Here is a 25849-nt window from a genome sequence, read left to right as displayed (position 1 = left end):
AAGTGCGGGGTAGTTCTTTTGTACTATACGGTATAGAACTAATAACTAAAAAAATATTACTTTTTGATAATTTTCAGAAAACTTTTAATTTTATAAGATAAGAAAGTAGATTTGTAGCCTAATAGCTTCGGAAATTTATGTTATGCAATAACTACAGATATAAATAAATTTAGATGGGGGAACTTGTATGAAGAGAGGGAAATTTGGGAGGGTTCTTACAGGAACGTTAGTTGCTGGTATGCTATTGTCACAAGGTGTTCCGTATAATGTATTGGCAGAAAGCGCGGTTGAACTGAAGCCAGTTGATAATGCGGAACAGGTACTAATGAATCTGTCTTCAGAACAAAGAAAGGCGTTGGAACAGTTAGATGTAAGTCCTAATTTTACGATTTCACCTGATATTGACTCTAATAGTTCTGAATTAGTTAACGTTATCGTGGAGTTCAATCAGGCTCCAGCAAAAATTGAAGTGATGAAACAAGCGGCGAAAGGGAAGAAAATAGCTGCTACTACTGCGCAAGCAAAAGTGGATGAAGAACATAAAGTGTTTAAGCAACATGTCGAATCTTTAAAATCGAAGAAGGATGCTAGCACGTACGATATGAAAAAAGTGGAAATTACACGCGAATATAAAAATGCAATCAACGGCGTAGCGATGACGTTACCGGGTGTGGCTGTGCAAGAGTTGATCGAATCTGGAGTCGTAAAACGCGTCTTTAAAGATTACGAAGTAAAAGTGGAACCTCCGGTAGAAACGAAAGAAACGGTTGATCCGAAAATGGCGGACAGCATTCCACAAATTGGCGTGGACAAGCTTCATGCAGAAAATATTATGGGTAAAGGAATTAAAGTTGGCGTTCTTGATACAGGTGTGGACTACAATCATCCTGACTTAAAAGATGCTTATAAAGGTGGGTATGATTTTGTAGATAACGATGCAGATCCGATGGAAACGACTTACGAGGATTGGATAAAAGCTGGTAAGCCAGAATATCCAGGCTTAGTGTACTATACAAACCATGGTACACATGTAGCGGGGACAATCGCAGCTCAAAAGAAAAACAATGCAGATTACGCTGTAAAAGGTGTAGCACCTGAAGTTGACCTATATTCTTACAGAGTATTAGGCCCTTGGGGCGGAGGGAATTCTGCGGGGATTCTTGCTGGAATCGATAAAGCGATTGCAGATGGTATGGATGTCATCAACATGTCGCTAGGTGCGCAGACAAACGATCCGTTATATGCCACTTCTGTTGCAGTAAATAATGCCATGCTTTCAGGTGTGGTGACAGTTGTTGCTGCAGGTAACGCCGGGCCAAACGAAAAAACACTAGGTTCCCCGGGAACGGCAGCTCTTGGTATTTCAGTAGGGGCAAGTGATGCTGCCATGTCTATTCCTACATTCAGCGGGAGTGTATCTAACGAAAAGTTTGAAAATATGCAGCTATTAGGTAAAGATTTTCCTGATAAGTTAGAAGATTTAGAGGGACAATCGTTACCAATTGTATTTGCGGGACTTGGTAAACCAGCTGATTTTACGGGGAAAGATCTTAACGGAAAAATTGCGTTAATTCAGCGCGGAGAAATTACGTTTGATGAAAAAATTAAAAATGCTAAAAAAGCCGGAGCAAAAGCGGTTATCGTATATAACAATGTTGACGGACAAATATCTGCCTACTTAGGTGAGGGGGTAGGTCTTATTCCATCTTTCCGTCTGTCAAAAGCGGATGGAGAACGGTTAAAGGCGCTAGGTGAAGTATCTTTCAAATTTGAAACGCTGGGCAATACAAAAACGGAAGGCGATCACTTAGCTGATTTCAGCTCACGTGGACCAGTAAACGGAAATTATGACATTAAGCCGGATGTAGTCGCTCCTGGTGTGTCGGTTTTCTCTACTGCACCGGAATACCTCAATGATCCGCAGGACGGTATAAATTATGGCAATGCATATGTACGCTTGTCTGGTACTTCTATGGCGTCTCCTCACGTAGCGGGTACAGCTGCATTGATTTTGCAGGAGCATCCAGAATACACACCTTTCGATGTAAAAGCGGCTCTTATGAATACATCGGATGATTTGAATGGCCAGAACTCCGTATACGAAGTAGGTGCGGGGCGCATTGATGCGTATCAAGCTGTTCATACGGATACATCTATCAAAGTATTGGACAAAACAAAAAATATTGAGAACGGAAATGTTGTTGAAATTGACGAACAAACAGGTTCTATTATGTTTGGCAGACATTTTAAGCAAGATGATAAACCAATTGAAGCAAGCAAAAAAGTAAATGTCCAAAACAACGGTAAAGAAGAAAAATCCTTTAAAGTAGAAGTAGAGTATCACGGTGAACGTACAGGCATTCAAGATGCAGTGAAGAATGGAATACAAGTTGAGGTGCCTGCATCTCTTACAGTGGCAAGCGGACAATCGCAGGAGCTGCAGCCAAAAATTACGATTCCTTCTAGTGCAGCGAAAGGCAGATATGAAGGATATATTCATGTAACGAATGCGAACAATCAGGCTGAAACATATCAAATCCCATTCGCTGTCATGGTGACGGAAAAGGGATTTGAATATATAAAAACGAGTACACCATCCGTAACGAATAATACACCTTTCTGGGATCTTTTAAACACTACGGTCCACGGAATAATGAAGTTGAATAGTCCGATGCAAACAATCGATGTGCTTGTTAAGGACAGTAAGACAGGGAAAGCTGTAGGTTTTGTAGGAACAGCGAACACTAGTAAGTTGCAAACGGACAAAGAAACTTTTCTTGTAGGAGCATTCAATGGTATTGTCTATCCATTTACAAATGATCCTTCCAAGCCGATTAGCGATATTCCTGTGAAGCTTCCAGAAGGCGATTATATACTGGAAACGATTGGGCACGATGAGGACGGGAAATCATATGTTGCACATAATCCGCTTATTTTGGACAATACAGCACCAGAAGTGAACATGGATAAAAAACCGGGTGTAATTGAGGTTAATGATTCCATGTTTACGGAAGAAGATGGAAAGAAAGCAGTATGGGTGCATGGAACGGCTAAGGATGCGACAGTGGATCTATTGAAGTCCAAAGGCTTGAACGTTGATCAATCATCCAACACCATGGAGTACTATGCAAACTCTGGAATGGTAGGTGGAAGCTTCCCAATCCAAGCAAATGGAGATGTGAAATTCGGTATTGAGGCAAATGATATTGCAAAAAAACCTCTAAATTTGACTTTGAATACGTTTGATATTGCAACGACATTTAATAAGCAAAGCTATGTCTTCGTAAAAGAAGGTACGGAATATACGACTTCTAGTTATGATAAGAAAGCCGTAAGAGTCGGCGATACAGTTACGATGACACTTAGTCTCAATAATGTGAAGCAATTTGTATCTGGGGAATTCCAGGTGGAATTCATGAACGATTTATATAAGTTTGAGAATGTGAAATTGAACAATGCGGTAAATGAGTACGCGAAGGAAAAAGGCTTGGAAGTATCGCTGCAAGAACCTGTGGTAAAAGAAGGAACTAACACCAATACGGTGAAAGTCGGCGCATCTATGAAAGGGAATGCATTTAACGGTATGGACGGTGATATGCCTTTCCTTGATGTAACGCTCAAATTAGTAAGTGATGCATATTACAATAATGCTACCAAATTTAATGTACCACAGGCGTCTTATATGAAAGCGGGACAAACAGCTGCTACTGCCATTTCTTATTTAAATACGGAGAGCTTTAACATCATTCCAACGCATTCGAGAGTGCTGGGTCCTATCAAGCCGGAAGCATTTTTGACAGCAAGCGGTTCTTTGAAATCAGGAGATTATACAAAAATAGGTGCCGAAGTATATGTGCTGTCCCCAAAAGGTAAAAAATATAAGGGAACAATTGATAGTAAAGGGGCATATACGATTAATGGTATCCCAGCTTCTACTGAAGCACACACAGTTGTTGTCGATGTTCCGGGACATCTGAAAGCGATGAATAAATTTATTCCTGGATATTCTGTAAACGGTGAGGTGCGCGGGCAATATTTCAGATTAGGCACTAAAGGTCTTGCAGGAGATGTGAATGGTGACAGATTGATTGATATTCGAGATATGCAAAGTGTAGTTGATGTATACGGTAAAAAGGATGCATCCATCTTGCCGCAAGATCTCAATCAAGACGGTGTCGTAGATGAGACAGATGTCCGCTTCATTGAGAAAAACTTCTTGCAAAAAGAAGTCGATGTTCCAGAAGTGGTTAAGCCGAAAGAAACAATCGGTAAAAAAGGTCTGGCAGACTTCCTGCGTCAGATTGGTTTAGAACCGAAATCAAAGTAATAGAGTGAAACTTCTATTAGTGGGGGATTTTCTTCATCCCTCACTAATGATTTCTCACTTAATCTAATGATAGATTGTATCTACTATATTTTTATACAAAGTAAGATCAATAGCTTTAAAGGTTACTTCTTTTGTTTGATTTTCAGAATGGCATCTTAGTTTACTAGTTTCACGGATTGTTTGTAAAACAATTATATGAAGAAAAGAGGATGAGCTATGAAGAGAAGAAAAAAAGGGAAGCTTCTTATAGGAACGTTAGCTGTAGGTATGTTATTGTCACAGGGTATTCCGTATAACGTATTGGCAGAAAGTCCGGCTGAACTGAAGCCAGTTGATAATGTGGAGACAGTCCTGAAGGGCCTATCGGCAGAACAAAGAAAGGCTTTAGAGCAATTGGATGCAAATCCTAACTTTACGATTTCACCTGATATTGATACGAATAGTTCTAAATTAGTTAACGTTATCGTGGAATTCAAGCAGGCTCCGGCGAAAATTGAAGTGATGAAACAAGCGGCGAAAGGAAAGAAAATAGCTGCTACTACTGCGCAAGCAAAAGTGGATGAAGAGCATAAAGTGTTCAAACAACATGTCGAATCTTTAAAATCGAAGAAAGATGTTGGCACTTACGATACGAAAAAAATGGAAATCACACGCGAATATAAAAATGCAATCAACGGTGTAGCGATGACTTTACCTGGTGTGGCTGTGCAGGAGTTGGTCCAATCTGGAGTAGTAAACCGTGTTTTTAAAGACTATGAGGTAAAAGTGGAACCTCCAGTAGAAACGAAAGAAACAATTGATCCGAAAATGGCGGACAGTATTCCGCAAATTGGTGTGGACAAGCTTCATGCAGAAAACATTACAGGTAAAGGGATTAAAGTCGGCGTTCTTGATACAGGTGTTGACTATAATCATCCAGATTTAAAAGATGCTTATAAAGGCGGATATGATTTTGTAGATAACGATGCAGATCCAATGGAAACGACCTACGCTGATTGGATAAAAGCTGGTAAGCCACAATATCCAGGCTTAGTGTACTATACAAACCATGGTACACATGTAGCAGGAACAATTGCAGCCCAAAAGAAAAACAATACAGATTACGCTGTAAAAGGTGTGGCACCTGATGTAGATTTATATGCTTATAGAGTACTAGGACCATGGGGCGGAGGAAATACAGCGGGAATCCTTGCTGGGATGGATAAAGCAATTGCGGATGGTATGGATGTCATCAACATGTCACTAGGTGCGCAGAAAAATGATCCGCTATATGCTACTTCTGTCGCAGTAAATAACGCCATGCTTTCAGGTGTGGTGACAGTTGTTGCCGCAGGTAACGCTGGACCAAACGAAAAAACACTCGGTTCTCCTGGAACGGCGGCTCTTGGTATTTCAGTAGGGGCAAGTGATGCTGCCATGTCTATTCCTACATTCAGCGGGAGTGCATCTAATGAAAAATTTGAAGGTATGCAGCTATTAGGTAAAGATTTTCCTGATAAGTTAGAAGATCTTGGGGGACAATCCTTCCCGATTGTATTTGCAGGACTTGGTAAAGAAGCTGATTTTACAGGTAAAGATTTAAACGGAAAAATTGCGCTGATTCAGCGCGGGGAAATTACGTTTGATGAAAAAATTAAAAATGCTAAAAAAGCTGGAGCGAAAGCGGTTATCGTGTATAACAATGCTGACGGACAAATATCTGCCTACTTAGGTGAAGGAGTAGGTCTTATTCCATCCTTCCGCCTGTCAAAAGCAGATGGTGAACGGTTAAAGGCACTAGGTGAAGTATCTTTCAAATTCGAAACATTGAGCAATACAAAAACGGAAGGTGATCACTTAGCTGATTTCAGCTCACGCGGACCGGTAAACGGAAATTATGACATTAAGCCAGATGTAGTCGCTCCGGGTGTGTCGGTTTTCTCTACTGCACCGGAATATATTAACGATCCGCAGGACGGCATAAATTACGGCAATGCATATGTACGCTTGTCTGGTACTTCTATGGCTACTCCTCACGTAGCGGGTACAGTAGCATTGATTCTGCAGCAGCATCCAGAATACACTCCTTTCGATGTAAAAGCGGCTCTTATGAATACATCTGATGATTTGAATGGCAAGAATTCCGTATATGAAGTGGGTGCTGGGCGCATCGATGCGTATCAAGCCGTCCATACGGACACATCCATTAAAGTATTAGACAAAACACAAAATGTCGAGAACGGCAAGATTGTCGATATTGACGAACAAACAGGTTCCATCGTGTTTGGCAGACATGTTAAGCAAGATGATAAACCAATTGAAGCAAGCAAAAAGGTAGTTGTCCAGAACAATAGTAAAGACGAAAAATCCTTTAAAGTAGAAGTGGAGTATCACGGTGAGCGTACAGGCATTCAAGATGCAGTAAAGAACGGTATACAAGTTGAGGTGCCGGCGTCCCTTACAGTGGGAAGCGGACAATCACAGGAACTACAGCCGAAAATTACGATTCCTGCTAGCGCAGCGAAAGGCAGATACGAAGGATATATTCATGTAACGAATGCGAACAATCCGGCCGAAACGTATCAAATCCCGTTCGCTGTCATGGTGACGGAAAAGGGATTTGAATATTTAAAAACGACTTCACCAGCCGTAACAAATAATACACCTTTTTGGCTATATTTAGCCCCTCCTGTGGTTCACGGAATAATGAAGATGAATAGCTCAATGCAAACAATCGATGTGCTTGTTAAGGATAGTAAAACAGGGAAAGCTGTAGGTTTTGTAGGAACAGCGAATACTAGTAAATTACTGACAGACGTAGAAACTTATCTTATGGGAGCATTCGGCGGTACTGTCTATCCATTTACAAACGATCCTTCCAAGCCGATTAGCGATCTTCCTGTGAAGCTTCCAGCAGGCGATTATATACTGGAAACGATTGGGCACGATGAGGAAGGGAAATCATATGTTGTAGACAATCCGCTTATTGTGGACAATACAGCACCAGAAGTGAACATGGATAAAAAACCGGATGTAATTGAGGTTAATGATTCCATGTTTACAGTAGAGGATGGACAAAAAGCGGTATGGCTGCATGGAACAGCTAAAGATTCCACAGTAGATGTATTGAAATCGAAAGGTTTAAACTATGATCAGTCTTCCAACAGCATGGCTTACGCTGTAAACCCTATGTTCATAGATGATGGGTATTTTCCGATTCAACCGAATGGAGATGTAAAATTCGGAATTGAAGAAAGTGATATTGCAACAAAACCGTTACAATTGAAGTTGACTACGTTTGATATTGCAACGGCAGTTGATACACAAAAATATGTCTTTGTGAAAGAAGGTACGGAATATACGACTTCTAGTTACGATAAGAAGGGTGTAAAAATTGACGATACAGTTACGATGACACTGAGCCTCAATAATGTAAAGCAGCTTGTATCTGGAGAATTCCAAGTCGAATTCAGCAAAGATTTTTTCAAGTTTGAGAATGTGAAGCTGAACAATGCGGCAAACGAGTACGCGAAGGAAAAAGGCTTGGAAGTATCACTGCAAGAACCTGTGGCGACAGAAGGAACTTTCAAGAATACGGTGAAAGTTGGCGCATCTATGAAAGGGAATGCATTTAGCGGTATGGACGGCGATATGCCTTTCCTTGATGTAACATTCAAATTAGTAAGTGATGCAGATTTCGATAATGATATTAAATTTGATGTAAAGCAGGCGTCTTATATGAAAGCAGGACAAACAGCAGCTACTGCCATTCCCAATTTCAGTACGGAAAGCTTTAAAGTCATTCCAACGCATTCGAGAGTACAGGGTTCTATCTGGCCGGAAGCATTTTTGAATCGGGATGGGAGCTATGAATATTTGAGAAAAGTGGATTATACAAAAGTCGGTGCTCAAATATATGCGATGTCTCCAAAAGGGAAAAAATATCAGGGAACAATTGATGATAAAGGACGATACGTCATTAACGGTATCCCAGCTTCTACTGAAGCATACACAGTTGTTTTAGATGTTCCGGGACATCTTAAAGCGATGAAGAAGTTTATTCCTGGATATCCTGTAAACGGTGAGATGCGCGGACAACATTTTACATTCGGTGCTTCTTCTCTGAAAAATCTTGCAGGGGACGTGAATGGTGATAGATTGATTGACATTCGCGATATGCAAAGTGTAGTTGAAGCATACGGCAAGAAAGATGCATCTATCTTGCCACAAGATCTCAACCAAGACGGTGTCGTAGACGAGACAGATGTCCGCTTCATTGAGAAAAACTTCTTGCAAAAAGAAGTCGGTGTCCCAGAAGTAGTTAAACCAAAAGAAACAATCGGTAAAAAAGGACTGGCAGATTTCTTACGTCAGATCGGTTTGGCGCCAAAATCAAAGTAATGCAGTGAAACTTCCATTAGTGGGGCCTTTCTTCATTCCCCACTAATGATTTCTCGCTTAATCTAATGATAGATTTTATTCGCTATATCTTTACACAAAGTGAGATCAATAGCTTTAAAGATTACTTCTTTTGTTTGATTTTCAGAATGGCATCTTAGTTTACTAGCTTCACAGATTGTTTGTAAAACAATTATATGAGGAAAAGAGGACACGCTATGAAGAGAAGAAAAAAAGGGAAGCTTCTTATAGGAACATTAGCTGTAGGCATGCTATTGTCACAAGGTATTCCATATAACGTATTGGCAGAAAGTCCGGTTGAACTGAATCCAGTTGATAATGTGGAGAAAATCTTGATGAACCTGTCGGCAGATCAAAGAAAGGCTTTAGAGCAATTAGATGTAAATCCTAACTTTACAATTTCTCCTGATATTGATGCTAGTAGTCCTGAACTAGTCAAAGTTATCGTGGAATTTAATCAAGCTCCAGCAAAAATTGAAGTGATGAAACAAGCAGCGAAAGGAAAGAAAATCGCTGCTACTACTGCGCAAGCAAAAGTGGATGAAGAACATAAAGTGTTTAAGCAACATGTCGAATCTTTAAAATCGAAGAAGGACGCTGGCACTTATGATACGAAAAAAGTGGAAATCACACGCGAATATAAGAATGCAATCAACGGTGTAGCGATGACTCTACCTGGTGTTGCAGTGCAAGAGCTGATCCAATCTGGAGTCGTAAAACGTGTTTATAAAGATTACGAGGTAAAAGTGGAACCGCTGGTAGAAACGAAGGAAACAATCAATCCGAAAATGGCAGACAGCATCCCGCAAATTGGCGTGGACAAGCTTCATGCAGAAAATATTATGGGTAAAGGGGTTAAAGTCGGCGTTCTTGATACAGGTGTTGACTACAATCATCCTGACTTAAAAGGTGCCTATAAAGGCGGATATGATTTTGTTGATAACGATGCAGATCCGATGGAAACGACATACGAGGATTGGATAAAAGCTGGTAAGCCACAATATCCTGGTTATACGTATTACACAAATCATGGTACACATGTAGCGGGAACGATTGCAGCTCAAAAGAAAAATAACGCGGATTATGCTGTGAAAGGTGTGGCACCTGAAGTAGATTTATATGCTTACAGAGTGTTAGGCCCTTGGGGAGCAGGATCTACAGAAGGAATTCTTGCAGGAATTGATAAAGCGATTGCAGATGGTATGGATGTTATCAATATGTCACTAGGTGCGCAGACGAACGATCCATTATATGCCACTTCTGTTGCGACAAATAACGCCATGCTTTCAGGTGTAGTAACAGTCGTTGCCGCAGGTAACGCTGGACCGAACGAAAAAACACTCGGTTCTCCGGGATCGGCAGCTCTTGGTATTTCAGTTGGGGCAAGCGATGTTTCCATGTCCATTCCTACATTCAGCGGGAGTGCTGCGAACGAAAAATTTGAAGGTATGCAGCTATTAGGTAAAGATTTTCCTGATAAGTTAGAAGATTTCGGAGGACAATCTTTCCCAATTGTATTTGCAGGACTTGGTAAAGAAGCTGATTTTACAGGTAAAGATTTAAACGGAAAAATTGCGCTGATTCAGCGCGGGGAAATTACGTTTGATGAAAAAATTAAAAATGCTAAAAAAGCTGGAGCAGAAGCGGTTATCGTGTATAACAATGCTGACGGACAAATATCTGCCTACTTAGGTGAGGGGGTAGGTCTTCTTCCATCTTTCCGCCTGTCAAAAGCGGATGGCGAACGGTTAAAAGGACTAGGTGAAGTATCTTTCAAATTCGAAACGCTGAGCAATACAAAAACGGAAGGCGATCACTTAGCTGATTTTAGTTCACGTGGACCGGTAGAAGGAAACTACGATATTAAGCCAGATGTAGTCGCTCCGGGTGTGTCGGTTTTCTCTACTGCACCGGAATATATTAATGATCCACAGGACGGCGTAAATTACAGCAATGCATATGTACGCTTGTCTGGTACTTCTATGGCTACTCCTCACGTAGCGGGTACAGTAGCATTGATCCTGCAGGAGCATCCGGAATATACACCATTTGATGTAAAAGCGGCTCTTATGAATACATCTGATGATTTGAATGGGGACTATTCCGTATACGAGGCGGGTGCTGGGCGCATTGATGCGTATGAAGCCGTTCATACGGACACATCCATTAAAGTATTAGACAAAACACAAAATGTCGAGAATGGAAATGTTGTCGAAATTGATGAACAAACAGGTTCTATCGTGTTTGGCAGACATGTTAGGCAAGGGGATAAACCGATTGAAGCGAGCAAAAAAGTAAATGTCCAAAACAACGGCAAAGAAGAAAAATCATTTAAAGTAGAAGTAGAGTATCACGGCGAACGTACAGGTATTCAAGATGCGGTGAAGAACGGTGTACAAGTTGAGGTGCCGGCATCTCTTACAGTAGCAAGTGGAAAATCACAGGAGCTACAGCCGAAAATCACGGTTCCTTCTAGCGCCGCGGCAGGCAGATACGAAGGATATATTCATGTAACGAATGCGAACAATCCGGCCGAAACGTATCAAATTCCGTTCGCCGTCATGGTGACGGAAAAGGGATTTGCCTATATGGAAACGGAACGACCATCAGTAACAAATAATACGCCTTTCTGGCAATACATGAGGCCATTCATCTTTGGACTCATGAAGTTGAATAGCCCAATGGAAACAATCGATATCGTTGTCAAAGACAGTAAATCGGGGAAAGCTGTAGGATTGACTGGAACGATAGACGCCAGCAATATGATGACAGATATAGATTATGCTGGAATAGTATTCAATAGCTATGTCTATCCATTTACAAATGATCCTTCCAAGCCAATCGGAGATGTCCCTGTAAAACTTCCAGAAGGAGACTATACAATTGAAATGATCGGGCATGATGAGGAAGGAAAATCATATGTGGTAGGCAAACCGATGATCGTGGATAATACAGCACCAGAAGTAAACATGGATAAAAAACCAGGTATAATCGAGATTAACGACTCCATGTTTACAGTAGAGGATGGACAAAAAGCGGTATGGCTCCATGGAACAGCTAAAGATTCCACAATAGATGTATTACAATCGAAAGGCTTAAACTATGATCAATCTTCCAATACAATGGCTTACTATTTAGAGTCTGGATTTATAGGTGGATTCTTCCCGATACAAGCAAACGGAGATGTGAAATTCGGTATTGAGGAAAGCGACATTGCAACAAAACCTTTAAGTTTGAAGTTGACTACGTTTGATATCGCAACGGCAGTTGGTAGACAAAACTATATCTTCATGAAAGAAGGTACAGAGTATACGACTTCTAGTTACGATAAGAAGGATTTAAAAGTCGGCGATCCTGTAACAATGACACTGAGCTTGAATAATGTAAAGCAGCTTGTATCTGGGGAATTCCAGGTAGAGTTCATCAAAGATTTGTTCAAGTTTGAAAATGTGAAGCTGAACAATGCGGCAAACGAGTATGCGAAGGAAAAGGGCTTGGAAGTATCACTGCAAGAGCCTGTAGTGACGGAAGGAGATTACTTTAGCACGGTGAATGTCGGCGCATCTATGAAAGGAAATGCATTCAGCGGTATGGACGGAGATATGCCGTTCCTGGATGTCACGTTCAAAGTAGAACATGATGAATGGTATTTCGGCGATATCTTTATGGATGTAAAGAAAGCATCTTATATGAAAGCGGGACAAACAGCAGCTACTGCTATTCCTTTTTACAACACGGAAAATGTTAATATCATTACGAAGCATTCAAGTGTGTCAGGCTATATTGGACCGGAAGCCTTTTTGACAGAAGGCGGTTATTTGAAAAAGGGAGACTATACAAAAATTGGTGCCCAAGTATATGCGCTGTCTCCAAGCGGTAAAAAATATAAGGGAACCATTGATAAAAAAGGAGAATACCGTATAGTGGGTCTCCCGGCTTCTGATGAAGTATTCACAGTTGTTGCCGAGGTTCCGGGACATTTTAAAGCAATGAGAAAGTTTATTCCGGGATATTTTGTAAACGGTGAACAGCGTGGGCAAAACTTTAACTTTGCTTCCCTAAAAGGTCGTGCAGGGGACGTGAATGGTGATAGATTGATTGACATTCGCGATATACAAAGTGTAGTCGATGTATACGGTAAGAAGGATGCATCTATCGTGCCGCAAGACATCAATCAAGACGGTGTCGTAGATGAGACAGATGTCCGGTTCGTTGAGAAAAACTTCTTGCAAAAAGAAGTCGGCGTCCCAGAAGTGGTTAAGCCGAAGGAAAAAATCGGTAAAAAAGGCTTGGCAGATTTCTTACGTCAGATCGGTCTAGAACCGAAGAAATAAAATAGGGTGACCTAGGAGTGGTTGTTGATAAATGAAGGGAAATTTTCATCTTCTGCAAATATCGATAGTCGCTCTTAAATAAAACACTAAGTTCTTTATTAAGAACTTAGTGACTATCTAAAAGGCATCAAATAAGGAAACAATTCGTTTTTACTTCATATGGGCTTATCAGCTTTTGAGTGGTTTAAATATTATAAAAATAGGGGGAGTATTAAAATGAGTCTTAAGAAAAAAATTGGTATGGGTGTTGCATCTGCAGCTCTTGGTTTATCTTTAATCGGAGGCGGAACGTTTGCGTACTTTAGTGATAAAGAAGTATCAGAAAACACGTTTGCGGCTGGTACGTTAGATTTGAGCATTGATCCACAAGTTATCATCGATGTTGACAAAATCAAACCAGGTGATCAAATAGAACGTGATTTCCACTTAATCAACAGCGGTACTTTGAAAATTAAGGACGTTCATCTTCTTACTGATTACACTGTAACAGATGCAAAAGGTGATAATGGAAATGCTGATTTCGGTGATCATGTCAAAGTGGAGTTTTTATGGAACATAGACAAAAATACAGTTCCTGTATGGGAAACTACTTTGTCTGAATTGAAACAAGCTACTGTTGATGGCAACTTGCCTGATCTTGTAGAAAAAGGTGTCGTAAACTGGGAAGGAAACGGACTTGCTCCAGGCAAGGATGACACTTTCTATGTGAAATTTATATTTGAAGATAATGGAGAAGATCAAAACGTATTCCAAGGAGATACATTGAAATTGAACTGGACTTTCGATGCGGCTCAGACAAAAGGGGAAGAAAAATAAGTTCGAATTTTATTCATTATATCTATGTACCAACTGAACCGCTAAATAAAAGCGCAAGATAAAAAGAGGTCACACTTCGAAGTGTGATCTCTTTTCCTATATTTTGTACAATATAGGAGTTTCACTTGTAAATTGATGATACATAAGCTGAGTTTAAGCCAGCATTTCCGTTTTTCGACTTTGAATCACATCATCATAATGCATGAGTAAATCATTGAAAATTTCATCCCAGCTTTGTGTAGCGGCATAAGAGTGAGCATCTTGGCTCATTTGTTTACGTGTTTCTTCATTATTTAATAATTCATAAATAGATGATAAAAATGAGTCCTTGTTTTTAGGTTCACAAAGAAAACCTGTTTTTCCATCTTTAATAATATTTTTAACCCCACCACTATTTGCACCAATAACAGGTGTGCCGCATGCAAGGGATTCAAGTACAACATTTCCGAATGTTTCAGTAGCAGATGGAAATACCATTAGATCAGAAGAAGCATAGGCTTCAGCTAAATGCTCACCTTGTAAATATCCAGTAAAGGTTACATTTGTTTGCGGAACAGCTTCACGTAAATTTGGTGCTAGAGGACCATCTCCAGCGATGAGCCAATGAATATCGTCACGTTCTTTGTTTGTCGTTTGAATAAGTGTTTGAAGAGTGTCGATATCTTTTTCAGGAGCGATCCGTCCAACATAGGAAAGAATGTACTTCGCTGTAATATTATATTTTTTTCGGAATAGGTCTGTATTGTAAGATGGATGAAAGATTGTGCAATCTACCCCGCGTCCCCATATAGAGAGGGCCTGAAAGCCTTTATTTTTTAATTGATGTAATGTTTCAGAGGATGGAACGAAATTTTTTTGCATATGACTATGAAACCATTTTAAATAGTTCCAAAGCATATTGGAGAGAAATTCGATTTTGTAATAGCGTAAATAGGCGTCAAAATCAGTATGATAAGAACCGACAACCGGGATGTTCAACTTTTTTGCGTAATATAACCCACAAAGTCCCATGTTGAAAGGTGTGGCAATGTGAATCATATCAGGTTTAAAAGCAAGAAGTTCCCGCTTAATGCGCGGAGTAGGAAAAGAAAAGCGACATTCTGGATATAATATTGTTAACGGGATACTTCTCATTTTGTTCACATTCGCTACGAAATTATCTTCAGCCGTATGCTGAGGGGCGAAAACAGAGTAGGCGATATTTTCTTTCTGAAAATATCGTGTTAACCGTTCTAACGTTTTCGCAACCCCGTTAACTTGTGGTGTAAAAGTATCGGTAAATATGGCGACTCTCATCATATCGCTCCTTTATGTGAAAAGTGGGATGAATTGATAATAAGAGATAATGCCAGAGCAAGTGCCGAGGCACATACCGACGAATACATCTGACGGATAATGAAGTCCTAAATAAATACGAGAAATACCGATGCATAGTGCTAGCGGTAATAGAAAAACAAGTAAGCTTGGATTAGAGCAAATAAAAGGAATGAAGACCGAGAAAACAGCTGTTGTATGACCAGACGGGAAAGAGTGGTCTTTTAATGGATGGACTGGATATTTCGCATCTTGAATCGTTAAATAAGGACGTTTTCGTGGATACCATCTTTTTAATATTTGCACTGGAATATGGCTAATTGCTAACGAAATAGCGGTTGCAATTGCAGCTTGGTGCAAAGTCCCTTTTGCAAAAATTAAAAAGAGAAGTGTAAGTGCAATGGAGAAAGTAGCACCACCGATATGAGTAATGTTGCGGAAAAAGATATTTAATGTTTTTTGATCAAAGTAGCGGTTAATTCCTTTAAAAATGTAACATTCTATTTTATATAATCCACTGACCTTCATGAAATTTTTTCCTCCCTCATTTACATATATATGGAGATATTAGCTTTTATTTTAATAAGATTTTGTTGAGGGAGTAATAATGTTTTGTAAAGAAAAAGTTAGATTTTTTCATGAAAAAAGCTGCCAGTTTTATGGCAGCGATAAAATCACTTTTGCAGTGATTTATAATATTGTCCTTTTTCAACGTATTGTGTGCGAATACGCTCCATGTCTTTACGGTCTTCTTCTGTTAATTCACGAATGACTTTCGCGGGGCGACCGAACGCTAACGTATTTGGTGGAATTTTCTTTCCTTGTGAAACGAGACTTCCAGCACCGATGAAAGCTCCTTCGCCAATTTCAGCACCATCTAATATAATAGAGCCCATTCCAATTAAAGCATCTTTCTTAATGTGACAGCTATGTAAAATAACTTGATGCCCAACTGTAACGTCATCTTCTAAAATAAGAGGATACTGTGGGCTTTGGTGAAGCGTACATTGATCTTGTACATTTACGCGATCTCCGATTATCGTTGGTGATACATCGCCACGGATGACTGTATTAAACCAAATACTTGATTCCTCGCCAATTGTCACATCACCTGTAATGGTAACGTAGTCAGCGATAAAAGCACTACTCGCAATTTTCGGATTTTTTTCTTTATAAGGATATATCATGTAAAGCCTTCCTTTCCTAGAGACTAGTTTAAGTGTATCAAATTATGAAAAAGAGTGAAATGGAGGAGGTCTGTATGTGGAATTATGAAGCAGAGGAAGCGAAAGCTGTAGTTGTTATTGTGCACGGTGCTATGGAGTATCATGGACGTTACGAAGCAATCGCGGAAATGTGGAATCATATCGGCTATCATGTCGTGATGGGGGACCTTCCGTCACATGGAACGACTTCAAGAAATAGAGGACATATTGCTTCATTTGATGAATACATAGAGGAAGTTAAAGTATGGGTGAAAGAAGCAAGAAAGTATCGGTTACCCATTTTTCTATTCGGTCATAGTATGGGTGGTCTTATCGTCATTCGTATGATGCAAGAAACAAAGAGAGAGGATATAGACGGTATTGTTCTAAGTTCACCATGTTTAGGCGTATTAGCTGCACCTGCTGCTCCGCTTCGAGCGGCGTCAAAAATATTAAACATCGTTGCTCCAAAATTGCAATTTGCAACAAATCTTACAGTGGAAATGTCAACTCGTAATCATGAAGTGAGAGATGCGATGGAGAATGATTCATTGTTCTTGCGTAAAGTATCAGTACGTTGGTATAGTGAATTAATTAAGTCTATCGAGATTGCTCATAAAAAAATAGGTGATTTTCCAGACGTTCCACTCTTGCTAATGCAAGCATGTGAGGATAAACTTGTAGATAAAACACGTGTCCGCACCTGGTTTGATAATGTTAAAATAAGTGATAAGGCATATAAAGAATGGCCGAATTGTTATCATGAGTTATTAAATGAGTATGAGCGTGATGAAATTTTGAATTATATTCAGGCATTTACTGAAATACGTATCCATAACATAATAGAAACAAATAAGTAAATTATTTGTACATTGAATAGAGGAGATGAAGGAAGAAGTGAACGTACCGAGTAATCCCATAACGCTCATGGCGAAAGTATACCGTGATGTGTTTCCGGTTGTACACCATGAGCTAGCGATGTGGAAAGAGCGTGCCTACCATATTCCGAATGATGAGCTTCATAGTCAGGCAATCGCAAGTATTGAGCATAAAACGTTTCATTGCGAAGGCGGTGGCATTTTAGCGCTATTAGCGAATGAACACCGAGAGGAATGTATTCGTTTTATCGTCGCATATCAAACGATTAGTGACTACTTAGATAATTTATGTGATCGCAGTACATCACTTGACCCAAATGATTTTGCCGCGCTGCATGAATCGATGTTAATGGCATTATCACCTGAAGTAGAAGGTGGCGGTAATTATTATCGTTATCGTGATGATCAAGATGATGGTGGTTATTTAGATGAACTTGTTGAAACGTGCCAAGATGTTTTAAAGAAAACGAAGCATTATGACAAAATCGCTCCTGTTCTTCATGAACTTGCTTGTTATTATTGTGATTTGCAAATTCATAAACACGTGAAGTTAGAAGAAAGAGAACCACGCCTGAAAACATGGTTTGAAGCGCACAAAGAAAACTTACCTGAGATGAGTTGGTTTGAATTTTCAGCATGTGCCGGTTCTACGCTTGGAATCTTCTGTCTTGTAGCATATGCATTCCATGATGAATTACATGATGAAGATATTGCGAAAATTAGACAAGGATATTTCCCTTATGTACAAGGACTTCACATTTTACTTGATTATTTCATCGATCAAGAAGAAGACCGCGCCGGCGGGGATTTGAATTTCTGTAGTTATTATGAAAACGAGCAAGCTATATTAGATCGCATGAAACATTTTGTAGAAGAAGCAGAGAAGAGCATTGGTGATTTGCCTCATGCGAAGTTTCATCGTCTCATAAGCCGAGGGTTACTTGGTATTTATTTATCAGACCAAAAAGTATCAGCACAAAAGAATATGCACAAAATGGCACGGCGAATCGTAAAATACGGAGGTCTCACTTCACGATTCTTCTACTGGAACGGGAAGATGTACCGAAAGAAAATGGCGCAGTGATGAAGAAAACCACTCTTATAGAGTGGTTTTTGTTATAATATGGTAAAGGGGTATTGGAAATGAAGCGTGTGTTTCAAAAGCTATATGACCATATTGAAGTAACATTACCCGTGCTACTTTCCATTTCATTTGTAACTGGAATGTATATGATGATGAATAAAGCCGGCGGTCCTACAACGATGGATTATGTAGCTCAAGTTATCATTGCATTGATTATTATAGTAGATATTTTCTTTTTAATAAGTGGTAGAAAAAAAGAAAATAGTAAATAAAAAAGCATTTGTACAAGGTAGTACAAATGCTTTTTTATTAAAATCGTATTTTTGAAAATACGTATATAAGAAGTTCAATCGCAAAAATAACTAAAACAGAGAGCCCGAATAAAGGCATGACAGCGCCTAGTATAACCATCATGATAAAGAAAACGAATATACTTTTCTTATCTCTTTGTTTTGGGGGTGCTGCTAATTTTCCTTTCGGCTTTCTTGCTAACCACATTTTTATTCCGTAATAAATGAGAAGTAATAAAGATAATGTCGTTAGTAAGCATAATATTTTATTTGGCCATCCGAATAAATGTCCTTCGTGAAGCGGGATCCCGTAAGTGAACCATTGTGCAAATAATCCGTAATCACGATAGTCTGTTTTTGAAATGAGTTCTCCGCTATATTGATCAAAGTAAGCTGTTATTTCTTCATTCGGTGCGACATGCATACCTGTAATACCAGAACCGCTCGATTTTGAAACAGTGAATACACCTTTCGGATCAGTTGGTAGAGAGATAACATATGGCTTCTTTATTTCAATTCCTTTTTGTAGTTCATCGACAGAAATTGCTTTTGGATCACTTGAATTAGATTCAGGCGGAGCTTCTTTTCTTGTTGCCCACGGTAATTCTTTTACCTTCGATTCAGGCGGTACCATATACAATTTAGGATACCCGATTGATTCATTCGATGATGCGATTTTATAAATTTGGTTACCCATAAATCCTGACCACGGCAATCCAGATGCGACTAGCAGAACGAGAGGAATTGTAAATATAATACCGATAATAGAATGACGTCGTTTTGCTTTTTCTCGCTTATTGGATGATGGTGTGTTTTTGAATTGGCGTATACTCATATACAACCCAGTCACAATTAAAAAGATTGTCCAGCATGCCGCAAGTTCTACAATATAGTTAACGACAGTGCCCCCAACTAAAAGAGAACTATGTAATTCCCTCATTATATTGGCAAACGTTTCACTTGTGTTTTGATCTCCGACAATTTGATTATTGCTATCTAAATACACATATTTTTGTTGTCCAGTATATTCATTTGCAATGGTAAGGCGTGTATTATAATCCCCATTAAACTCACTAATTTTCGCCACACTGTAATGTGGATATTTTTTCTCTGTTAATAAAAGCGAATCAGCCATCGAAATAGATTCTGTTTGGGCACTCTTCCCAAAATATAAATCTTTATAGATGAAATCTTCAACCTCTTTCCGAAATAAATACCCAATTCCGCTCAGTGACAACGTAATAAGAAGCGGCGTAATAAAAAGACCAGCATAAAAATGCCAACGCCAAAAAATGTAATGAAGTGAACGATTTACTTTCATACTTTCAGTTCCCCTAACCTTCCCTATATGAATAGATTACTCATTTAATATAGCGAGATTAAGTGTGGATATTTTGAAAGAATTGTGAAAAAAGTTAAAAGTTTTTGGGGAATGGGCACGAGTAAATCATCATATGAGGAAAGTCTATATCATATTTTGCTCCGTATATTGTTTGGCATTGTGCTACAATTTTATCTTTATTTGCTAATATTGAACGGAACTATATACTGGGAGAACACAGGCTGAACGTATGAAGTATGTAGAAAATGGAGGGAAACTGGGGAGAACGCCTAAAATCAATAAGTCTAAAACTGATTTGATACTCGAGTTACTCGATCAGGGAAAAACGAAACAGGAGATTGCTGATTTTTTAAATGTTGATAGAACTACTATTTATGCATCCAGTGTTCAAAGAATATTTGGCCATTAAAAACAGTACCTCCAATTGTTAGTTATGTCTAAGAATTAGAGGTACTGTTTTTTTTCTATTTACATACGTACAGCCGTACTACTTACCGCAACCATTAACATTCCGTCGCGAACCACTTCGTAGTCTACATCGATACCAACGATTGCATTTGCTCCTTTTTGTGCTGCAAGTTGTTTCATTTCTTCCATCGCAATGTCACGAGCTTCTTTTAAATATACTTTTTTGTATCACTTATAGCCTTTGTGTCCATGGCTGTCAAAATTATAGGTTTTCCCATTAATTTCAACCGTGGTATCTGTATAAATAGAACCATCCTCTTTAGCATAATAAGTAAAGTATCCGTAATCAGGGAAGTGGTATCCGCCACCAACTTGGAACCATCCTATTTTAGCTGCTCCAGACTCATCGAAGTAATACCACTTGCCATCGATTTCTTGCCATCCTGTTTGCATGACGCCTTTATCGTCATAATAGTATATCTTGCCCTTAACTTTATCAAACCCAGTTAGCTTAGCTTCTCCGTCCTGATTAAAATAATATCTTTTTCCGTCAATAGGTTCATGACCATCGAAAGTATAGTGTTTGCCACCCACGAAATGATATTTTTTACCATCAATTTCTTTCCAACCAGTAAAGGCAGGCCCTTCTTCGAAGTTGTAATAAACCAGTACGGGTTGATCCTTTTTATCAAATAATCCAGGTAAAAAGATTTTAGAAACACCGTTTTTTCTAATTGAACCATCTTTTTCAAACACTAACGTTTTCTCATCAAGAGTAACATAAGTTATGCTATTTAGCGCTTTTCCATTCAGATCAGTAGCTCTCTCAAGCACACCTTTGTCAGAAAAGTGAAGAATGACCCCTTGATCTTCTAGACGCAGTTCATTTGTAGTAGCATAGGTCTCTTTAAAATAATAAATTTTATTATCAATTTCTTTTAAGCCTTCTTCAATAAACGCTCCTGAGGCATCGGAATATCCTAGATCATTCCATGCTGATTTCTGCAGAACACCGTTATCGTTGAAGTTATACACCTTCCCGTCAATGAATGCGTCAGATCCGTTAGATCCTTTGACCCTGTGATTAGAACTTGGACTAAAATAATACGTATTCCCCTCAAATTCTTGCCAGCCCTTTAAAAGAATTCCTGAAGAATCCGCATAATAATGATCTCCCTGTCTCTCTATCCAACTATTCGTTATCAATTTTCCGGAATTGTATGCAGTCCATATAGAGGGATCTTTTTCATCAGGTTTGAACTCCAATCCGGCATATGTCATTCCTTCGTGTTTCTTTGTCTCATTTACCTTACTAGGATGCCAATCAACTAACCAATTATGAAGTTCATTGTTGGTTTTTTCAGTGAAACGAAGGTTAGATGGCCGTTCCTTATCAGTAGTGAATTCAGCACGGTTGTTAGTAAATGTCAAACGTGCTCCATTCTTGTTTATCAAATCAAATTGAAGTTCATTGCTACCAGAATTTTCGATTGGGACAAGTTCTAATATTTCGTCAGCCCCGATTGAACCTGAATATTGAAGCTCAGTTCCTTCTTTCCCTGAAAGATACTCTGGACCTTTTTTTACAACTACTTTATTGCTTCCTTTTTTAGTCGGGATAATTTGATAAGGTTTATCGTCTAATACAGAATTTCCTACTCCAATAAATGTTTCTAGAATCAGTTTCGTATCTGCTAACAGATTCACTGATCGATCATGAAAATCTGCAAAAGCTTCAGAATCGCTTGTGAGATAATTCCAAAGAACATCTTTACTTACCGGCTCTGAAGTAGCTGTTCCTAATTTTCGCTTATCTTCTGGTAGTTGGTTAAAAAGATCCCTAAAATTATAACGAATATCAAGCACACCACCTTTGGTATAAGCACCTGGGAATTCTTGTCTTACAAATTTATCTGCTAGACTAGTGTAATGACCTTCATTGCTACTTTCTAGATAAAAGGTTTGCCAGTTTGTAAGAGCAACACCTGTCTTTCCTTCATCTAATTGTTTTTGTGTAATATACAAAAGATTATGTTTAGATAATTCTGGTTCATCAGGAGTTAAGTCTACTATTGTACCAGCTTGCTTAATACGAAGTTGTTGCCCATGCTTGATTGTTTTATATTCAACCTTCCCATCAGCATAAGCAATTTTAACCTTCTTGCTGAAATTTTGATCTTTATAATAATCAAATACAGTAATACCAAACTCTCCTTTTTGAAAAGTAGGAGCTATGTAAGCACTGTTTTCAAGACCACGGTTATAAAGGGATTTTGCATCGACTTCCTCTAACCACTTCCCAAATGGCTCTGCAAGAAACGTATTATATATTTCTCCAAATGTTGTAATAATTGTTGCGGCCGTATCAACATCTGCTTTCACTTTATGTTCTGTTACTGGAGCGGAGCTGAATAAAATCCCCATTGCAATTCCTACAGGGAGGATTTTTGGTATCCTTTTTTTGTATTTTTCATTCATAACGTCATTCCTCGCTTTGTATTTGTGTTTTTTCCTACTTATTAAACTAAATGTAATGCTCGGAAGTTCATTTTAGTTTAAATGTCTTTCAAAAGACTTTCGTAAATGTTACAAAAGTCTTTCATGAAATTTCTGCTGAATTTCTCAATACCGTAAACGAATTTTGATCCCTTTAATTCACTAACAAAGAGGCTGCTGTCAAACGATGCTTTTGCTTCTCTTAGTTGTTTGTAAGAATTTAACATGTTTTTTCTTTTTGAGAACAGCAAATGTTTTAGTTTTACGATATTGTAAAACTCGTATCATAAATAATTAGATTCTATATGCACCCATTAAATTTTCCGACATATAAATCGTTGCTATGCAGTAATAAAACATATATCGCCATTTGGATGGGAACATATTACGTTAATAGGTGATTATGTGTGGAATTTAAACCAAAAAACAAATTTTAATAATTTACGACCATTATGGGAAAAAGCTCAGTAAAAAAGCAATAAAATGAATAGCCGGTACCTTAACGTATAAGGTACCGGCTAATTTTTGTCTAAACGTACAATTTTCTTTTTTTGATATGGTGACCCATAGTATGTAATTAAAAACGTTTTTTGCGAATGAGAAAAAGAAATAAAGTAAGTAATAAAAATGAATATACGATAGCCCAAGCTGTGAGCCATAGGGTGTGAGTAAGTATATTATATTTGTATTGCCCAAGCGTTAAAAAGCTTTCGACAGGTGGTAAAAACCACAGCAGTTCTGTTTTAAAACGGATTGAGGCAATAGTTATAAGTAATATGAATGTAAGGCTAAGCCAAGCGGTGCTTGCTTTTTGAATAATATTTCTAGTAAATAATGTTGCGATTGAAATCCCTAGTATAGAGAAAGACATGTGAGCGAGAAATCCGACTAGAAATAAAGAAGCTGTCATTTTTTCATTAAACATTTGCAAAATAATTGGATAGATTACGGATATAAAAGATAACACAGTACAAATGAGAAGAGCCGTAATATATTTACCAACGTATAATGCCGAAATATTATTTGTGTGTGAAATAGTGATTTGCTCTTGTACAGGGTCTTCTGTATGGAAAATCGTGATTGTAATCCAGGCGATAATAAATAAAGTGCTTCTCCTTCTCCTTCTGGAATGGATAAATCGATGTTGTCTAGTATAAGTGATTTGCCATACTTCTTTTGAATTCCCCTTAGTTCTACTAGCAAAGTTCTATCCTTCTTTCTTCAAATATTGTATACATCCATTATATAGGAGAATAAGAAAAAGACGTGCAGTGAGTGCACGTCTTTTTTTGTTACGTTTTGTCGAACAATCGATATATCCGAGAAATCGTTGATATATTGTAAGTTATGATAGATATATCGAAAAAATCGTTGATATATCCCGAGTTACGATAGATATAATTGAAAAATCGTTGATATATTATCGCTTCTCAATCGCCACAATAAATGGCGGGTTATTTTGCTGGTTAATGAAGCCGTATCGCAAAACGTGAGCTTGTTTTTGATCTAGTTCTTCGGCAAATTTGAGAACAGCGTCACGTTCTACTTGGCCTTCTGGATGTCCGTGGTAAATGACAAGGACGATGATACCTTCGGGTGCCATTACTTCTAATAGTTGTTCAATCGCCGAGAGTGTTGAGTTCGGTTTTGTGACGATATGTTTGTCCCCGCCTGGGAGGTAACCTAAGTTGAAGATTGCGCCTGTTACTTTTCCTTTTGCATCTTCTGGTAGTACAGATAAAAGCGTATCGTGACTATCGTGAACTAAAACAGTGCGTTCGAAAAGTTCTTTTTCTTTTAGGCGGACAGTAGAGCTTTCAATCGCCTCTTTTTGAATATCAAATCCAAATACTTTTCCGTTATCTCCAACGATTTCAGCTAGGAAGCAAGTGTCATGTCCATTACCGAGTGTTGCATCTACAGCGTAATCGCCTTCTTTTACTGCCGTTTGCAACAGTGTGCGTGCAAACGGTAATACACGTTCTAATTTCATTTTTGTTTCTCCTCATTTGCATATTTTCCTTGCCAGCTTCCGCGGCGTACAAATTCTGCATCGATGGAATTTAATACTTCCCATTTATTTAAGCTCCACATTGGGCCGATCATTAAATCAGGTGGACCGTCACCTGTGATGCGGTGCACAATTACGTCTTCTGGAATAATTTCAAGTTGGTCAACAACGAGACTTACGTAATCTTCAAGAGATAGGAATTCTAATTGCCCTTTTTCATATTGCTTCACCATTGGCGTTCCTTTTAATAAATGAAGTAAATGAATTTTAATTCCTTGTACGTCAAGCTTTGCTACTTCACGAGCTGTTTCCATCATCATGTCGTAATCTTCAAGGGGAAGACCGTTAATAATATGAGAGCAAACTCTAATGCCATGCTTGCGTAATTTATTTACGCCTTCAACGTAAGATGGATAATCGTGAGCGCGATTAATAAGATTTGCAGTACGTTCATGGACAGTTTGTAGTCCGAGTTCAACCCAAAGGTACGTGCGTTTATTTAAGTCCGCTAAATATTCAACGACATCATCCGGTAAGCAATCTGGACGAGTTGCGATAGAAAGACCGACAACGTCTTTTTCTGCTAGAAGCGGTTCGAATTTTTCTTTTAACACTTCAAGTGGAGCATGTGTATTTGTGTATGCCTGGAAATAAGCGATACATTTTCCGTCTTTCCACTTTGAGCGCATTTTTTCTTTCATTTCATGGTATTGCGTTATAACATCATCGCGGCGATCACCAGCGAAGTCACCAGATCCAGCAGCACTACAAAACGTGCAGCCACCGTAAGCAACTGTACCGTCACGGTTCGGGCAATCGAAGCCAGCATCTAATGAAACTTTAAAGATTTTTTCACCAAATTCATTTCGTAAGTGGTAATTCCATGTATGATAACGTTTATTGTCGTTTGTATATGGAAAAGGGTTTTGAACCTTCATTACTTTCC

General features: G+C 38.8%; 15 protein-coding genes and 4 pseudogenes. 8 read left to right on the top strand and 11 right to left on the bottom strand.

What is annotated here, in order from left to right; translation table 11 throughout:
* The first annotated feature begins 187 nt into the window (after positions 1-187).
* From COC96_RS13780 to COC96_RS13765, 4 genes are all read left to right on the top strand, one after another.
* Positions 188-4327, top strand: coding sequence for a S8 family serine peptidase (locus COC96_RS13780; RefSeq protein ID WP_098269400.1), 4140 nt, complete (start codon positions 188-190; stop codon positions 4325-4327).
* A gap of 216 nt (positions 4328-4543) precedes the next feature.
* Entirely contained in the window at positions 4544-8707 is a 4164-nt protein-coding gene (locus COC96_RS13775) for a S8 family serine peptidase (RefSeq protein ID WP_098768925.1), read from the top strand.
* A 215-nt stretch (positions 8708-8922) separates the two neighbouring features.
* On the top strand, positions 8923-13059 hold the full coding sequence (locus COC96_RS13770) for a S8 family serine peptidase (RefSeq protein WP_098269398.1): 4137 nt from the start codon (positions 8923-8925) through the stop codon (positions 13057-13059).
* Between the two features lie 216 nt (positions 13060-13275).
* Complete coding sequence (locus tag COC96_RS13765) at positions 13276-13875, top strand: TasA family protein (protein ID WP_098269397.1); 600 nt, start codon at positions 13276-13278, stop codon at positions 13873-13875.
* Between the two features lie 153 nt (positions 13876-14028).
* Here the strand turns inward: COC96_RS13765 and COC96_RS13760 are convergent, their stop codons facing one another.
* The 3 genes from COC96_RS13760 to COC96_RS13750 all read right to left on the bottom strand — a co-directional run bounded on the left by COC96_RS13760 (position 14029) and on the right by COC96_RS13750 (position 16376).
* The gene (locus tag COC96_RS13760; RefSeq protein WP_098269396.1) at positions 14029-15171 is read right to left on the bottom strand and encodes a glycosyltransferase family 4 protein; all 1143 of its coding nucleotides are present in this window, start codon (positions 15169-15171) and stop codon (positions 14029-14031) included.
* Between the two features lie 12 nt (positions 15172-15183).
* Positions 15184-15717, bottom strand: coding sequence for a phosphatase PAP2 family protein (locus COC96_RS13755; protein WP_098269395.1), 534 nt, complete (start codon positions 15715-15717; stop codon positions 15184-15186).
* Between the two features lie 146 nt (positions 15718-15863).
* The gene (locus COC96_RS13750) at positions 15864-16376 is read right to left on the bottom strand and encodes a gamma carbonic anhydrase (protein ID WP_098269394.1); all 513 of its coding nucleotides are present in this window, start codon (positions 16374-16376) and stop codon (positions 15864-15866) included.
* A 74-nt stretch (positions 16377-16450) separates the two neighbouring features.
* Here COC96_RS13750 and COC96_RS13745 point away from each other — a divergent pair, with 74 nt between their 5' ends.
* From COC96_RS13745 to COC96_RS13735, 3 genes are read left to right on the top strand one after another with little or no spacing between them, the layout of a single operon-like run.
* Positions 16451-17254, top strand: coding sequence for an alpha/beta hydrolase (locus tag COC96_RS13745; protein WP_098269393.1), 804 nt, complete (start codon positions 16451-16453; stop codon positions 17252-17254).
* Between the two features lie 37 nt (positions 17255-17291).
* Complete coding sequence (locus COC96_RS13740; protein ID WP_063537765.1) at positions 17292-18356, top strand: tetraprenyl-beta-curcumene synthase family protein; 1065 nt, start codon at positions 17292-17294, stop codon at positions 18354-18356.
* Positions 18357-18415: 59 nt separating this feature from the next.
* Complete coding sequence (locus COC96_RS13735) at positions 18416-18628, top strand: hypothetical protein (RefSeq protein ID WP_098269392.1); 213 nt, start codon at positions 18416-18418, stop codon at positions 18626-18628.
* 37 nt (positions 18629-18665) lie between these two features.
* On the opposite strand, the gene COC96_RS13730 is transcribed toward COC96_RS13735, so the two are convergent.
* Both COC96_RS13730 and COC96_RS28520 read right to left on the bottom strand, forming a co-directional pair.
* Entirely contained in the window at positions 18666-19967 is a 1302-nt protein-coding gene (locus COC96_RS13730; RefSeq protein ID WP_098269391.1) for a PepSY-associated TM helix domain-containing protein, read from the bottom strand.
* Between the two features lie 106 nt (positions 19968-20073).
* Positions 20074-20178: pseudogene (locus COC96_RS28520) on the bottom strand (hypothetical protein); the annotation flags it as partial.
* 39 nt (positions 20179-20217) lie between these two features.
* On the opposite strand from COC96_RS28520, the gene COC96_RS28515 reads away from it, so the two are divergent.
* Entirely contained in the window at positions 20218-20397 is a 180-nt protein-coding gene (locus tag COC96_RS28515) for a helix-turn-helix domain-containing protein (protein WP_255287920.1), read from the top strand.
* Between the two features lie 59 nt (positions 20398-20456).
* Here COC96_RS28515 and COC96_RS13720 read toward each other — a convergent pair.
* The 6 genes and pseudogenes from COC96_RS13720 to COC96_RS13695 form a co-directional block, all read right to left on the bottom strand.
* A pseudogene (locus COC96_RS13720) lies at positions 20457-20609 on the bottom strand (heavy metal-binding domain-containing protein); the annotation flags it as partial.
* A 15-nt stretch (positions 20610-20624) separates the two neighbouring features.
* Positions 20625-22874, bottom strand: a complete 2250-nt coding sequence (locus tag COC96_RS13715) for an N-acetylmuramoyl-L-alanine amidase family protein (RefSeq protein ID WP_098269390.1) — start codon at positions 22872-22874, stop codon at positions 20625-20627.
* Between the two features lie 595 nt (positions 22875-23469).
* Positions 23470-24000: pseudogene (locus COC96_RS13710) on the bottom strand (ABC transporter permease); the annotation flags it as partial.
* Positions 23997-24095: pseudogene (locus COC96_RS13705) on the bottom strand (ABC transporter ATP-binding protein); the annotation flags it as partial. The pseudogenes COC96_RS13705 and COC96_RS13710, both read right to left, overlap by 4 nt.
* Before the next feature lie 217 nt (positions 24096-24312).
* Positions 24313-24885, bottom strand: coding sequence for a class I SAM-dependent methyltransferase (locus tag COC96_RS13700; protein WP_098269389.1), 573 nt, complete (start codon positions 24883-24885; stop codon positions 24313-24315).
* Entirely contained in the window at positions 24882-25841 is a 960-nt protein-coding gene (locus COC96_RS13695; RefSeq protein ID WP_000868033.1) for a TIGR01212 family radical SAM protein, read from the bottom strand. The genes COC96_RS13700 and COC96_RS13695 overlap by 4 nt, the downstream gene beginning before the upstream one ends.
* Positions 25842-25849 lie beyond the last annotated feature (8 nt).

This window comes from Bacillus cereus (assembly GCF_002577405.1).
GTDB classification, from domain to species: domain Bacteria; phylum Bacillota; class Bacilli; order Bacillales; family Bacillaceae_G; genus Bacillus_A; species Bacillus_A cereus_AU.
The sequence above is the reverse complement of the archived record's forward strand: the minus strand, read 5'-3'. Positions and strand labels throughout refer to the sequence as shown.